The 14,873-nt window shown below is 48.0% G+C and carries 14 protein-coding genes; 11 read left to right on the top strand and 3 right to left on the bottom strand.

The window, feature by feature from the left end; genetic code table 11:
* The first annotated feature begins 29 nt into the window (after window positions 1–29).
* The 6 genes from A8O23_RS03400 (at window position 30) to A8O23_RS03375 (ending at window position 5,694) form a co-directional block, all read left to right on the top strand.
* Complete coding sequence (locus tag A8O23_RS03400) at window positions 30–1,538, top strand: phytoene desaturase family protein (RefSeq protein WP_066616537.1); 1,509 nt, start codon at window positions 30–32, stop codon at window positions 1,536–1,538.
* Entirely contained in the window at window positions 1,539–2,393 is an 855-nt protein-coding gene (locus A8O23_RS03395) for a phytoene/squalene synthase family protein (RefSeq protein WP_239693324.1), read from the top strand.
* On the top strand, window positions 2,393–2,923 hold the full coding sequence (locus A8O23_RS03390; RefSeq protein ID WP_066616535.1) for a hypothetical protein: 531 nt from the start codon (window positions 2,393–2,395) through the stop codon (window positions 2,921–2,923). The genes A8O23_RS03395 and A8O23_RS03390 overlap by 1 nt, the downstream gene beginning before the upstream one ends.
* Window positions 2,920–3,627 carry a lycopene cyclase domain-containing protein gene (locus A8O23_RS03385; RefSeq protein ID WP_066616533.1) on the top strand — a complete coding sequence of 236 codons (708 nt, stop codon included), beginning with the start codon at window positions 2,920–2,922 and terminating at the stop codon, window positions 3,625–3,627. Before A8O23_RS03390 ends, A8O23_RS03385 begins: the two co-directional genes overlap by 4 nt.
* 5 nt (window positions 3,628–3,632) lie before the next feature.
* Complete coding sequence (locus A8O23_RS03380) at window positions 3,633–4,478, top strand: 4-hydroxy-3-methylbut-2-enyl diphosphate reductase (RefSeq protein ID WP_066616528.1); 846 nt, start codon at window positions 3,633–3,635, stop codon at window positions 4,476–4,478.
* Window positions 4,479–4,989: 511 nt separating this feature from the next.
* A complete protein-coding gene (locus A8O23_RS03375; protein ID WP_066616522.1) occupies window positions 4,990–5,694 on the top strand; it encodes a fatty acid desaturase in 705 nt (234 codons plus the stop codon).
* Window positions 5,695–5,790: 96 nt separating this feature from the next.
* Here the strand turns inward: A8O23_RS03375 and A8O23_RS03370 are convergent, their stop codons facing one another.
* From A8O23_RS03370 to A8O23_RS03360, 3 genes are all read right to left on the bottom strand, one after another.
* Window positions 5,791–6,144, bottom strand: coding sequence for a heavy-metal-associated domain-containing protein (locus A8O23_RS03370; RefSeq protein ID WP_066616520.1), 354 nt, complete (start codon window positions 6,142–6,144; stop codon window positions 5,791–5,793).
* Window positions 6,145–6,334: 190 nt separating this feature from the next.
* Window positions 6,335–8,509 carry a TonB-dependent receptor gene (locus A8O23_RS03365; protein ID WP_239693323.1) on the bottom strand — a complete coding sequence of 725 codons (2,175 nt, stop codon included), beginning with the start codon at window positions 8,507–8,509 and terminating at the stop codon, window positions 6,335–6,337.
* Window positions 8,510–8,635: 126 nt separating this feature from the next.
* Entirely contained in the window at window positions 8,636–9,067 is a 432-nt protein-coding gene (locus A8O23_RS03360) for an HYC_CC_PP family protein (protein ID WP_066616515.1), read from the bottom strand.
* Between the two features lie 330 nt (window positions 9,068–9,397).
* Between A8O23_RS03360 and mraZ the strand changes: the two genes are divergently transcribed.
* The 5 genes from mraZ to A8O23_RS03335 are packed head-to-tail and all read left to right on the top strand — an operon-like array spanning window position 9,398 to window position 14,818.
* The gene (gene mraZ, locus A8O23_RS03355) at window positions 9,398–9,868 is read left to right on the top strand and encodes a division/cell wall cluster transcriptional repressor MraZ (RefSeq protein WP_066616513.1); all 471 of its coding nucleotides are present in this window, start codon (window positions 9,398–9,400) and stop codon (window positions 9,866–9,868) included.
* Between the two features lie 5 nt (window positions 9,869–9,873).
* Entirely contained in the window at window positions 9,874–10,803 is a 930-nt protein-coding gene (gene rsmH, locus A8O23_RS03350) for a 16S rRNA (cytosine(1402)-N(4))-methyltransferase RsmH (protein WP_066616510.1), read from the top strand.
* A 38-nt stretch (window positions 10,804–10,841) separates the two neighbouring features.
* On the top strand, window positions 10,842–11,273 hold the full coding sequence (locus A8O23_RS03345) for an FtsL-like putative cell division protein (RefSeq protein ID WP_066616508.1): 432 nt from the start codon (window positions 10,842–10,844) through the stop codon (window positions 11,271–11,273).
* Entirely contained in the window at window positions 11,263–13,416 is a 2,154-nt protein-coding gene (locus tag A8O23_RS03340) for a penicillin-binding protein (RefSeq protein WP_066616506.1), read from the top strand. The genes A8O23_RS03345 and A8O23_RS03340 overlap by 11 nt, the downstream gene beginning before the upstream one ends.
* A complete protein-coding gene (locus tag A8O23_RS03335; RefSeq protein ID WP_066616504.1) occupies window positions 13,355–14,818 on the top strand; it encodes a UDP-N-acetylmuramoyl-L-alanyl-D-glutamate--2,6-diaminopimelate ligase in 1,464 nt (487 codons plus the stop codon). The genes A8O23_RS03340 and A8O23_RS03335 overlap by 62 nt, the downstream gene beginning before the upstream one ends.
* Window positions 14,819–14,873: the final 55 nt, after the last annotated feature.

The raw sequence follows: 14,873 nt of genomic DNA, 5'->3' as shown, positions 1-14,873 counted from the left end.
TTTCCCACTATTTCACAACCATTGCCCACATGTCAGATTCGCCCAAGAAGAAAGTAATAGTAATAGGAGCGGGATTTGCGGGTTTGTCGGCGGCGGCTAGTTTAGCCCAAGCTGGATATGCGGTTACTTGTCTCGAGAAAAATGAAGTGCCAGGTGGCAGGGCCAGAGTTTTTCAGGCCGAAGGATTTACTTTTGACATGGGACCGAGCTGGTACTGGATGCCAGACGTTTTTGAGCTGTTTTTCCAAAAATTCGGCAAAAACGTCTCTGACTATTATGAGCTGGTCCGGCTGGACCCTTCTTACCAGGTGCTCTTTGGAGAAGGCGATATCATGGAAGTGCCTGCTCAGATGAAAGACTTGGAAGAGATGTTTGAATCATTGGAGCCGGGTTCAGGGCAAAAGCTGCGGGAGTTTCTAAAGCAGGCTGCCTATAAATATGAGGTAGGCATCAACCAATTGGTTTATAAACCCAGCCGCTCCCTCACTGAATTCATTGACCTTAAACTACTGGTGGGCGTGCTGAAGCTGGATGTGTTTCAGAGTATGCACAAGCACGTTCGAAAGTTCTTCAAGCACCCTAAACTGATTCAGCTCATGGAGTTTCCGGTGCTGTTTCTGGGGGCTCTGGCAGAAAATACCCCTGCCCTTTACAGCCTTATGAACTATGCTGATATGGCTCTGGGTACCTGGTACCCAATGGGCGGCATGCACAAAATAGTGGAGGGCATGGTGCAGTTGGCACAGGAGCAAGGGGTCGTTCTCAAACTAGGGGAGGAGGTGCGAAATCTTGAATTCAGCGGTGGCTCCATCTCTAAAGTTATTACTTCCAAAGGGGCATACGATACTGATGTGGTCATTGGCGGAGCCGACTACCATCATCTGGAAACCAAACTGTTGCCGCCTGCTTACCGTAGTTATTCAGATAAATACTGGAACGAGCGCGTGATGGCACCATCGTCGCTTATATTTTATCTGGGTATAAATAAAAAACTACACGGGCTGCAGCACCATAATCTTTTTTTCGACGAGGATTTCGGGCCGCACGCTGAGGAGATATATACCAATCCAGCCTGGCCGAAAAAGCCGCTGTTCTATGTTTCTGTGCCCTCTATGACTGACCCAAGCGTTGCCCCAGAAGGGAAAGAAAACTTGTTTGTCCTTATTCCGGTGGCCCCTGATTTAGAAGACACTGAAACCATAAGAGAGCATTATTACCAGTTGGTGATGGCGCGGCTAGAGAAGTTGACGAAGCAGCAAATACGCCCGCACGTAATTTATAAGAGAACGTACGCGCACCAAGACTTTATTAAAGATTACCACGCGTTCAAGGGCAATGCCTACGGGTTGGCTAATACCCTGCTGCAGACGGCGGTGTTGAAGCCCAGCTTAAAAAGTAAAAAAGTAAAAAACCTGTTTTACACGGGTCAGCTGACTGTGCCGGGCCCAGGAGTCCCACCTTCGCTTATTTCTGGTCAGGTGGTGGCCCAGGAAGTACTGAAAGAATTCGCTCCGCAGGAAAAAACGTTAGCCGTTTAAATGATGAAGATGCTGTCGCACATGAACCTTTTTGATGCCACTACGCTGGAGTGTAGCAAGCTTATCACGCAGCGCTACAGCACCTCTTTTACCTTGGGCATCAAAACCCTGCACCCGCGCTTTCATGACCCTATATACGCTATCTATGGTTTCGTAAGATTTGCTGATGAAATTGTAGACACCTTTCACGAGCATGACAAAGCCAGTTTGCTAAATCGGTTCCGGCAGGAGACCTATCAGGCTCTGGAGGAGAGAATTAGTCTGAACCCAGTGTTGCACGCATTCCAGATGGTGGTGCACCAATACCAGATTGACCGCTCTTTTATAGATGCCTTCCTGAACAGCATGGCCATGGATTTAGATGACCATCTCTATGACTGTGACCTATACAAAGAGTATATCTATGGCTCAGCCGAAGTGGTTGGCCTGATGTGCCTGCGCGTGTTTTGCGAAGGTGATGGTGCTATGTTTGACCGCCTTAAAGAAGGAGCCTGCGCTTTGGGAGCGGCTTTTCAGAAAGTGAATTTTCTGAGGGACATCCGGAGCGATTACCATGATAGGGGCAGAGTGTATTTCCCAAAAGTAGATTACCTCTCTTTTTGCAACCAAGACAAAGAAGAAATAGAGGCTGAAATTCAGCAGGACTTCGATAAGGCTTACCAAGGCATTTTAAATTTGCCACGTGGAGCACGGCTAGGCGTGTACTTGGCGTACATATATTACCTGAAGCTTTTTAAAAAAATAAAGCAGCTGCCAGCCGCCCATATTTTGGAAGAACGCGTAAGAGTGCCTGATAATACGAAACTTGCCCTACTGGTAGGCTCGTATATAAAGTACCAGCTTAATTCTATTTAATGTACCTGAATTCGTTTCTCCTCTCTATATTTTTGTTCATTGCCCCAATAGGGCAGGCAAAAGACCCATACGCCCATACTGCTTTGGTGAACTACTACCAAACCGCTGCCAAAGACGAAGACATAGCCGAGGAGTTTCATGAGCTGATGCAAAAGTACAAGGGCAAGAACCCGGTAACGGTAGGGTATAAGGCGGTTTCTAACGCCATTATGGCCAAACATGTCTGGAGCCCTTATTCTAAAATAAAATACCTGCGCGCCTCCGCCAGTATTTTTGATGAAGCGGTTCAATTGAACCCCAATAACGCTGAAGTTCGTTTTCTGCGGTTTTCAATAGAAAACTATATTCCACGGTACCTAAACATGAGCAGCAATTTGGAAGAGGACAAAAAAGTATTCATGGCCGCTTTGCTGAAACACCCCAAGTCTGGTATACCCAATGAATCAGTGAAAATAATGAAGGACTTCCTGCTCCGGAAAGACTTAGTGACCGGAGAGGAGCGCCGACAGGTGGAAAACCTGAAACTATGAACAATTTGTACCTATACCTGAACCTGTTCACCATCTTTTTTCCGTTGGTCTTATCTTTTGACCGGCGCGTCCACTTTTATACCAACTGGCGCTACTTGTTTCCTGCCATGGCCATTACTGGTCTGCTGTTTGTTATCTGGGACCAGTATTTTACTCACTACGGCATTTGGGGCTTTAACCCCGACTATCTGATAGGCTTTTACCTTGGCGAAATGCCTCTGGAGGAAGTTCTTTTTTTCGTGACGGTGCCTTATGCCTGCATGTTTATTTATGAATGCCTGAATACGTACGTAAAGCGCGAATGGCTTCAGCCTGCTGCCCCAGTCATTACCTGGTTGCTCATCCTCGGGAATCTGGCGGTGGCCGTGGTCTTTTGGGGGCGCTGGTACACCATGCTCACCTGTTTGCTGGTGCCGGTGTTGCTCTTGCTGTATCTCTGGCGATTTGGCTATTGGAACCTCGGCCGTTTTTATCTGGCGTACCTGGTGCATTTGGTGCCCTTTCTGCTAGTGAACGGAGTACTAACGGCCCTGCCAGTGGTGTGGTATAACAATGACCACAATGTTGGCCTGCGCATTGGCACTATTCCGGCCGAAGACACCATGTATTCGCTCCTTCTGCTGCTGATGACCATTTTCTTTTATGAAAATTTAAAGCAAATAGCGGGAGTTACGGCAAACAAACCTGCGCCAAATTTTGTTTAAGTAACATGCGTCAACTGCTGGTACATATCGATTCAAACTCTGGCTTCTGCTTCGGGGTTATTTACGCCATACAAATGGCCGAGGACCTGCTGGAAGAGCAAGGGTATTTGTATTGCCTTGGAGATATTGTACACAACGACGAAGAGGTGGAGCGCTTGCAGAACAAAGGTCTCCGCATCATTAACTATGAAACGCTTAAAACTCTACAGAACGAAGCTGTTTTAATCAGAGCCCACGGCGAGCCTCCATCTACTTATCAAACGGCCTTAGAAAATAACCTCACCTTAGTAGATGCTTCTTGCCCCGTAGTTCTAAAACTCCAGAACCGCATTAAAACTTCTTTTGATAAACAGGAGCAGATTTTTATATATGGCAAGCACGGCCATGCCGAGGTATTAGGCTTGTTGGGCCAGACGAATAATGAAGCTGTGGTTTTTGAAAACCTTGATGAATTGCTCCGGCACGAACTTCCCCAGAACATCACGCTCTACAGTCAAACTACTAAGAGCACCAACAACTTTTACCGCATAAAAAGCGAATTAGAGAGCAGAGGACACGCTGTGAACGCCAATGACACTATCTGCCGCCAAGTCTCTAACCGTGACAAAGAGCTCCGCCTGTTCGCCCAGAAGTTTGACAAGGTGGTGTTTGTTTCAGGCACCAAATCATCGAACGGTAAGGTGCTGTACCAGGTATGCAAAGACACTAACCCTAACACTTTTTTTGTATCTAAAGTAGAAGAGCTTCAGCCCGAGTGGTTTACGGAAGGGGAGACTATTGGCATCTGCGGCGCCACCTCCACGCCTATGTGGCTCATGGAAGAAGTGCGTGAGGCTTTGCTGGGGTTTTAGTTTTGGTATCATGTAACATGATAGGAGAAATGTGGAATTTCTATTTTTGGCTAGTTTAATAAAAGTAGGCTGAAAATGAGATTGCTGGAATTTGTGGACTGAATTGAGGGGGGCAGCTGTTTGGAGTCTTCCGAAGGATGACTCCAAACTTGTGATGAATCAGGAGGAACTCTGTTCCGGCCAAGGTGGTATTCAGTTTCTTTGAAACGAAAATAAATAAATGGCAATGGTTTTTGCTCGGTGGCTGCCAGGAAGTCGGAGACTTCCATTTATAATAAAGTTTGGAGTCACCCTGCGGAAGACTCCAAACAGCAACGGACAGCAACTTTTGTAGAGAGTAGGACTCAAACCGCAGCACCAGCTTCAACTTGGAGCTACTTTGGCGCAAGTTTGTAACTTGCGTATATCTAAGGCAATAGCCACGGAAGTTGAAAACTTCCGCCAAGGAAGCCACAAGTTGAAAACTTGCGGCAGAGGTGTAGAGATTGAGACGTTATAAGTAAAACCTGTTTTGAAGCCGATTTTCCAAAAATACGCCGGAATCATCATTGCCCTCGTCATTTTGCTGGCTTGGAGTGGTTGCCTTTGGTTTTTGCTGCACTGGCCTATAGATTTTACATCCCCCTTTACTTATCTGGCGGTGCTCTTGATGACGCACTTGTACACCGGCCTTTTCATTACCGCCCATGACGCCATGCACGGCGTGGTAGCCCCCGGAAACAAAAAGCTGAATACAGTAGTGGGTACTATTACTGCTGGCTTATTTGCCTACAACTACTACGGCCGCCTTTACCCAAAACACCACTTGCACCACCGCCACGTAGCCACTGACCAAGATCCAGATTACCACGGCGGCAACTTCTTTCTCTGGTTTCTGAGCTTTGCCAGGCAATACATAACCGTAGTGCAGGTTCTGCTCATGGCCGGCACTTTTCATTTGCTGCAACTTTGGTTTCCGGTTGAGAACATTGTTCTGTTCTGGATGCTGCCAGCCGTATTGGCTACGTTTCAGCTGTTCTACTTCGGAACGTACCTGCCGCACCGCGGAGAGCATGCCCCAGACAATCCGCACAAATCCGGCACCCAAGGCCGTAACCACCTGTGGGCTTTTCTAAGCTGCTACTTTTTTGGGTATCATTATGAGCACCACGACAAGCCGTATTTGCCTTGGTGGAAACTTTATCAGGAGAAAGACCGGCTAGAGAAGGGGAGGTAAAAGCTGTTTTGGGGCTACTTTTAGAGAATAAAGGCCAAAAGAAGAAGGCTGCCCCGATGGGGCAGCCTTCTTCTTGCTCTAATAAACCAGCGGCTATTAGTGAATGCCAGCTTCTTTCTTGCAGCAGTCATCCAAACGGTCATAGGCTCTTTTAGTGGCTGGTGAGTCATCAGCGTCATAACCTAAATCATTCACGGCTTTTCTCAGTTTGGCAACATCGGTTTTGGTGCCGTTGTACTGTATGGTGAGCACTTTGGTGTTTTCATCAAGGGTTGCTTTGCTCACACCTTTTTCATAGGCCATGCCTTTCTCAAGGGTGGCTTTGCACATGCCGCAAACGGCAGAAGTTTTAAATTTCACCACTTCACCATTCTTGCCACTCTGGGCGAAAGAAAAAGTAGATAGGCACACCATAAGTAAGGAAAGAGTGAAAGCTTTTAAGGTTTTCATTTTTTAAAAGTTAAGAGTTTGAAGTTAAGAGTTGTGAATTTTTCTAAAGTTCGTTTTCAGGCTGTTTTACCAAAATCAAGCCAATTTTTATTGATTGTTAGTTGTTGATTGTTATTATGAATGAGTCAACCTAAAAGAATAAATAAGGAGACGAACAATCAACAACAAACAATCAGCAATTAAGAAGCAATCATTTTATAGTAAACCGGAGACCAGCGTAAATCACCCTACCCATGATTGGAGCCCATACCATGCTAGCGTCAAAGTTTTGGCTGAAGGGCTGGTCGGCGGCAATAATAGGGTCTTTTTGTTTGTAGTTCAACATGTTCTCTACGCCGGCATAAACTTCCCACAGTTTAAAGGCACGGGTGATCTGCCCATTGAACACCGCATATGGGCTAACAGTTCGGGTTCTGATAATTCCGTCTGTGGCTTGGCCCATGTTAGGAACAGTTCTGGGGCCGTACCATTGGGCGGTGACATCGGCCCGCCATTTGTCAAAAGGAGTCGCAAAGCCTAGGTTAAGAAACGCCCGGTGATTTGGGATGAATGGACGCTGCAGCAATTGACCGTTGTAGGTGGTACGCACATCAAAGTACTTGTAGGCGGCTTTTACATCCAACAGTTCCGTCAACTCGTACTGCACCTCTGCCTGAAAACTTTTGGAGTAGGAGCGGCCATTTAAGTTGGTGAATATTACCTGATAAGGGCTGCTGTACATATCCGGCACAACTTGGTTCTGGAAGGATGTGTAGTAGTAATCGGTAATAAACGCGCCTTGGCGGTCGCCTAACGTGAAATATTGGGTGAAGCTACCGCCCAGATTCCAAGCCTTCTCTGGCTGTAAATTGTTCTGCAACACAAATTCACGGTTACTTACCAATGAGGCGACATTTTCGGCAATTGGATTGGCTACCCTGAAGCCTTTGCCCGCCGCCAGACGCAGAATGGTGTTCGGGGTGAAATCGTACTTCAGGTTAAAGCGTGGCGTGTACACCCAGCCAAACAGGTTGTGGTGGTCGGCGCGAATGCCTCCTACCAAGGTAAGGTTGGTGCTGTTTTGATAGATGTATTCAAAAAAAGCCCCAGGAACCCGCTCTTTTCTGGTGTACAACTGCCCAGCCAACTCTTCTTGGTAATCTTCCAGTTGGTAGCTCAAACCAGTCTTATAGGTGTGCGAGGTATTGCCAAACGCCGACTGGAAAATAAGATTGGTCAAACCGCTGTTCTGAAAGCCGTTGTATACCCTTGGCCCGTAATGAGAGTCAAAATCATGGTGTGCACCTGATAGAATCAGCCCAATGCTCTGGTAAGGTTTGTTTTTGAACGTATAAGAGGTCTTGGAGTAGGCACTGTAGCGGTCGGTTTCAGACTCAATACCGTAAGGATTTCCCTCTACCTGCTCCATGCCTGCGCGGAAGCTTGCCTGTCCGCCGGTGCGGCTTTCGTGCAGAGCTTGAATGCCTATTTCGGCTATTACCTGCTTGCCGGGGTTGTACTTCCACTTATTGAACACGTTGTAGTGTTTGCCCAGTGGAATATCCAGAAAACCATCATCATTATTGTCCACGCGGTTGCTGAGCTGGTCGGTGTGCAGCATGAGAACAGAACTGAGCTTAGGGGTCAGGTTGAACGAAGTATTCACGTTGGCATCCCACTTAGCCATACTGTTGCCGTACAGGTTCACGTGCAGGCGGTCGGTTTTCTCTGGATCCTTCAACCGTACATTCACTTGTCCCGAAATAGATTCGTAACCGTTCAACACCGAGCCAGTACCCTTAATAATGTCAATGGCTTCAATGTAGGTGCCAGAAAGGTAATTTAACCGGTACGGAGTGGCCAAGCCGCGTAAGGCAGGCACATTTTCAATGGTCATGAGGGTGTAGGCTCCGTCCAAGCCAAGCATTTGGATCTGCCGCGCACCAGATGCCGCATCAGAAGTGGTCACTTCTACGGAGGCATTCGTCTCAAAGCTCTCGGCTAAGTTGCAGCACGCAGATTTCAGCAAGTCTTTGGAGGTAATGACCTGCGAGTTGGTGGGGGTGAGAGCTGAGTAACGGTCTTGTTCACCAGTTACGGTAACTTCCTGCAGAGAAGTCTCAGATTTCAGCCGAACCACCAGATTTGACTGGCCCTGTACCTGCACTGTGTCCGCTTTGTAGCCAATGTAACTGACCACCAAAGCAGTAGAGCCGGAAGGGGCGGCGGGAAAAGAAAAGAAGCCGTTCGCATCGGTGCTTGAGGCTTGGCTAGTACCTAGCCATACCACAGAAGCGCCAATAAGAGGAGTGGAGTTGTTCTGGTCCAGTACCCGGCCAGAAATAGTTTGTGCCGAGGCTATAAAAGGAAACAGAAGTCCCAGCAATATAAACGTGCTTTTTAAGGCACAAAATCTAGTAAAATACATTAGAATTAAGCATTTAGTAACACATTTTCAGTGGCTGAAAGACAGGCAAAGGCAGCCTCAGCCCAGCAGTGAGAAAAATGAGTACTAAATGTTCAGGATGTGCAACCGGTGCAATAGGTCACGGCCCGCCAGCGGAGGCGAGGTGTCTGTGTAAAAAGGCCACGTGCTAAGTACAACAGCCTCTTGTACCGGAGGTAAAGGAAAAGGATTAGAGATGAAAGCAGGAATTGCCAGCATCTCCACCTTGGTGAGCTTTAAGGTAGATTCCACCTCCAGCTTTTGGTGAGTGGTGGTAAGGGAGCAACAGTCTTTCTTCTCTAACACGGGGGCATCAGGGCAAACGGGCTTTTCTTCTTTTGCACAGCAGCCGGCTTTCTCCATTTTCTCCACCGCCATAGCCGATGGTGCCATGCCAAGCATGGCGCAGAAGCGTTCCGTGGCCGCCATCCCCACCGAACCGGTCAGAATGCTGAAGGCCATGGCCAGAAGCACTATGTGTTGGAGTTTCCCACGCATGCTGCAAAGTTACGGAAAATCGCGCCACTTTCCACCACTTCTCTTCCACAGGCTCTGTTGTAGATAGCGTTTTGGCTATGTTTTAGCAAAAACAGCTGAAAAACAGCGTATTGGCACTTTTTCACGCATTAGTCTACTAGTTTTGGATCAAATGTTATCCAAAAGTTATCCCAAAGTGGAAGGAAACATATGTGGATAATGTGGATATGTGGGGTGGATAACCATGTTTTATCCACAAAGTGGTAAATAGTGGGAAAGAGTGGTTGACTTTACAAATTGGTTTTATACTTTTGTTTTGTACCTAAAACTGTCGTTACCACCAACCTTATCATGAACTTCCTCTCCGGCGAATATGAGTGTAAGCTAGACCCGAAGGGAAGATTGGTGCTGCCTTCTAAAATCAAAGCCAACCTTCCGGAAGCTTCTGGAAACCAAGTGGTTTTGACCAGAGGGTTTGAGCCATGCCTGGTGCTGTACCCCAAAACGGAATGGAAGGTGATTTACGACAAGGTTGCGGGCCTGAATGAGTTCAACGAAGAGTACCGCCATTTCCAGCGGAACTTCTTCAGGGGCAACACCGAAGTTGAGCTGGACAACGCAGGTCGCTTCATCTTGCCGCGCACCATGGTACGTTACGCTGAGATTGAGAAAGAAGCCATAGTGGTGGGGCTCGGCAACCGGGTGGAGATCTGGAACCCGGACAAATACGAAGATTTCTTAGTTAAAGACCAGCAGAATTTCTCGCAGTTGGCGCAGAAATTCCTGGGCGATACTCCTACAACAACCATTATCACTGAATAGAGGCCATGTCTTATCACCAGCCCGTTTTGTTACAGGAATCGGTAGATGCGTTGGCCATTAAGCCCGGCGGCATCTATGTAGACGTCACCTTCGGGGGGGGCGGACATTCTGCGCTTATTCTGCAGCAACTGCAGGGCAAAGGGCAGCTATACTCCTTTGACCAGGACACCGATGCCGAGATGCAGTCTGAGAAGCTTATCTCTGACAATTTCACGTTTGTGAAAGCCAATTTCCGCTACCTCAAAAAGTACCTGCGCCTGTACGGTGCTCGGCAGGTAGACGGCATTCTGGCCGATTTGGGCGTTTCGTCGCACCAGTTCAATACCGCCGAGCGCGGTTTCTCCACCCGTTTTGATGGCCCTCTGGACATGCGCATGGACAAAGACAGTCCTTTGTCGGCCAAAGAGGTGGTGAATACCTATGAAGAAGAGCAACTGCACAAAATCTTTGGGCTATACGGGGAGGTAAAAAATGCGAAGACCTTGGCCCGCGAGGTGGTGAGCGCCCGCAACATAAAAGAAATTGACACCATTGCTGATTTTAAGCAAGCCATAGCAGGCTGTACGCCAAAGGGTAAGGAAAATAAATACCTGGCGCAGGTCTTTCAGGCCCTCCGGATTGAGGTAAATGATGAACTGAAAGCCCTGGAGGAGATGTTGGAGCAGGCCGTGGAGGTCTTGAAGCCGGGTGGTAGATTGTCCGTGATTTCATACCATTCACTGGAAGACCGCCTGGTGAAAAACTACATCAGCAAAGGCAAATTCTTTGGGGAAGTGGAGAAAGACTTCTTCGGAAACGAAATAAAGCCGCTGGACTCCGTGACGCGAAAGCCCATAGTACCCAGTGATCAAGAATTGCAAGAGAACAATCGGTCCCGCAGTGCAAAGCTGCGGGTGGCAGAGAAAAGAGAGACCCCAGAGTCGTTAAAAAAATAGAGAGGAAGCAGGGATAGAATACACTTTTACGATTAAGTATGGCAGTCAATACTTTACGTCCGAAAACAAACACGCCAAAGGCGAACACCATGCGTGAGGTGCCACAGGTGGAGCCAGAGCGTCCGCCTCGCCAGAAAGGCACCAGCTTGTTTGAGTTGCTGGACCGCTACACCAAAGTAGATTGGTTTTTCGCGGATGGTTTGCCGGTGCGCTACCTGCCTAAAGTGTTGTTTCTGATGACCGTGGTGCTGTTCTACATTGGCAACACCCATTACGCAGAACGCACACTGCGCCAGATTGACCGCACTAAAAGAGATACAGAAGATTTACGAGCTGATTACACCACGCTCAAGTCAGATTACATGGAGGCCAGTAAACAATCAGAGGTAGCCCGTAATGTGGCCCCTTCTGGTTTAGCTGAAAGTTCTTCACCACCCATTCAAGTAGTAATAAAGAAAGATGAATATTAAGAAGTCCATCGTAACGCGCGTACGGCTGGCTTTTTTAGCTATCTGTCTTTTTGCGTTCGCCATTATTTACAAGGTAGGCTACATCCAGTTCAAGGACGGAGACCGCTGGCGCGAAATAGCCAACGAGAAACGCTTCCATTACCAGCCCCTTCCGGCCACGCGCGGGAACATCTACTCTGACGATGACCGGATTATGGCGACGTCATTGCCATTTTACCGTGTTGCCTTTGACCCGACCATTGCTAAAGAAGACGTGTTTGATAAAGGTGTTGATTCTTTGGCCATCTATTTAGCCCAGTTCTTCGGCGATCGGTCGGAAAATTATTACCGTCAGAAAATCAAAAACGCCAGGGCTGCCGGTAGAAGGTACGTAAGATTGAACGGTCAATTAATCAATTATCAGGATAAGAAGCTGATGAATCAATGGCCAATCTTTAGAGCGGGTAAAAACAAAGGCGGAGTGATTTTCGAGAAAATTGACCGGCGGTTCTTGCCCTTCGGGTCTTTGGCCAGACGTACCATTGGTTTTATCAACGAAGATAAAAATGGAGCGGGTCTGGAATACAGCTTTAACCGCCATTTAGCCGGCAAAGACGGTGAGGCGTTGTTTGAGCGCATGGCAGGAGGTAACAAACCAATCAATGATGGTACCGAGGTAAAGCCTATGCCAGGCTTTGATATTCAAACCACCATTGACATAAACCTGCAAGACGTGGCGGAAAGCGCGTTACGCCGTGCGTTAACTATCAATGATGCCGCGCATGGTTGTGTGATTTTGATGGAAGTAAGCACCGGACGGATCAAAGCTATTGCCAACTTGGGTCGTGCGGGTGAAGGGGTTTATGTAGAAGACTATAACTATGCGGTGGGTAACCAGGGGAGAACGGAGCCTGGTTCTACTTTTAAGCTTGCCTCTATGATGGCTCTGTTGGAAGAAACAGACCTGACTCTAGAAGATTCTGTGGACACAGGTGTTGGTTCTGCCCGTATTGGTGGAGCTGTGAAAACCGATACCCACGGATATGGCAAGATCACGCTGCAAGAGGTGTTTGAGAAGTCTTCAAACGTAGGGGTGGCCAAGCTGATTCAAGAGACGTTTGAAAAAGATCCGCAGAAGTACGTGGACTATCTTCACAAGTTCGGCCTGCACCAGCCGCTGGGCTTTCAAATGAATGGAGAGGCTATTCCATTTATCAAAACACCAAAAGATAAGAGCTGGAGCCGTCCTTCGCTCTCTACCATGGCTATTGGCTATGAGTTAAAGATTTCTCCGTTGCAGACGCTGGCCTTTTACAACGCGGTGGCAAACAACGGGGTGAAGGTGCAACCGATTATTGTTAAAAGCATTAAGCGTGCCGATGATGTGCTGGAGCAGTTTGAGGCAAAGGTGCTGAATCCTAAAATATGCTCTGAAGAGACACTGGTACAGCTGAAAGCCATGATGGAAGGGGTGGTAGAGAACGGTACCGGTAAAAACGTCCGGAGCAAAGACTATAAGGTGGCTGGTAAAACCGGTACTGCCCGTAAAGTAATCAACGGGAAGTACACCAGAACCTATTCCACTTCCTTTGTGGGGTATTTCCCCGCTGATCAGCCAAAGTACAGCTGCATTGTGATTATAGACAGTCCACGCAAAAATGCCCAATACGGTGGCGATGTGGCGGCTCCTGTATTCCGTGAATTAGCTGATAAAGCCTATGCACAAGATCTGGCTATTCATAAACCAATGGTACGTCGTCCGGCGGGTGTGCACCCTAAAATTCCAGTGCTTCATGCTGGCAGCCAGGAAGACATAACCTTATTATGTAATAAACTAGGGGTAAGCGCCCATCCTGAAAATCCGTCAGAAGACTGGGTGAGAGTTGACACGAACCGGCATTCGGTAAGCCTGAAGCCCATTAAGATAAATGACTTACAGGTACCCGATGTCAGCGACATGACCCTGCGAGACGCACTTGCTTTGTTAGGAAACCGGGGGCTTAAGGTGCGAGCCATAGGGTTGGGAAGAGTAGAGAGTCAAAGCATTCCACCAGGAGAGCCAATACAAAAAGGAAATATCATCACCATCACACTAAGTAAACATGGCGCAACTAGAAAACCTGCTACAGGTACTCCAGCCAACGCAATTGCTCGGGCCCGCTAACCCCGAGCTTTCTGCGTTAACAATGGATTCCCGCCAGGCTGCACCTGGGGTGGCTTTCTTTGCCATACCCGGAACGCTGCGCGATGGTCATGATTTTATACCAATGGCGGTGGAGCAGGGCGTTTCTGCCGTGTTTTGCGAAAAACTGCCCCAAAACACACCTGATCATGTAGCTTTTGTGCAGGTGCAGGATGTGGCAGAAGCCATGGGGCTGGTGGCCGCTGAGTTTTATGGCAACCCAACTAAAAAACTGAAGCTGGTTGGCGTAACCGGAACAAACGGCAAAACCACTTGTGTGACGCTGCTGCACAAGCTTTTCAGAGAACTAGGCTACAATACCGGGCTAATTTCTACGGTTCAGAATCAAATCAACGAAACCGTTATTCCGGCCACGCACACCACACCAGACGCCATTACGCTGCAGGCCTTATTCGCGCAAATGGTAAAAGCCGGGTGTACGCATGCATTCATGGAGGTGAGTTCACATGCATTGGTGCAGCACCGCGTAACAGGCGCTAAGTTTTCAGGTGCGGTTTTTACCAACATCACCCATGACCACCTAGACTATCACGGCACGTTTGACGAGTACATTAAAGCTAAAAAGCTATTCTTCGACCGGCTGCCTAAAAAAGCGTTTGCACTGGTGAATTCAGATGACAAACGAGGCATGGTCATGCTGCAAAACACCAAAGGCGAGAAATATACTTACGCCTTACGCAAAGAAGCAGATTTTAAAGCCCGCCTGGTTGATAACACCATTCAGGGTTTACAGCTGGAGCTGGAGGGGCAGGAAGTTTGGTTTCGACTGATTGGTACCTTCAATGCCTATAATTTGCTGGCGGTATATGGCTCTGCCATTTTGTTGGGTGAAGATCCGCAAGAGGTGCTGGCCAGTTTGTCTAGTCTTACTTCAGCCGCTGGCCGGTTTGATTACGTGGTGTCTGAGGGGCAGATTACAGGCATTGTAGACTATGCCCATACGCCAGATGCGCTGGAGAACGTGCTGCAAACCATTCAGCAGATCCGGAGGCCAGACCAAAAAGTAATAACAGTGGTAGGCTGTGGCGGTAACCGAGATGCCGCTAAGCGTCCGGTCATGGCGGACCTGGCCGCTCGCTTGAGCGACCGCGTGATCATGACCTCTGATAATCCGCGAAACGAAGATCCGCAGGAAATACTGAACCAAATGCAAAGCGGTGTAAAGACGACAGATCTTAAAAAAGCCTTGTCAGTGGTAGATAGAAGGGAGGCCATTAAAACAGCGGTGTTGCTGGCTGAGCCCGAGGATATTATTCTGGTGGCTGGTAAAGGCCACGAAACTTACCAGGAAGTAAAAGGCGTGCGGTCGCCCTTTGATGATAAACAAGTACTGTTGGAGGCGTTTGCCCTTCTTCAGAAATAGACATACAGACTGATATGGAGGGGAGGAATAAATGAATGCTCCTAATCCTAAACCC

It is taken from the genome of Rufibacter roseus, assembly GCF_001647285.1.
Taxonomy (GTDB): Bacteria; Bacteroidota; Bacteroidia; order Cytophagales; family Hymenobacteraceae; genus Nibribacter; species Nibribacter roseus.
Note: the sequence above shows the minus strand (reverse complement) of the source record. Positions and strands in the feature narration are given on the sequence as shown.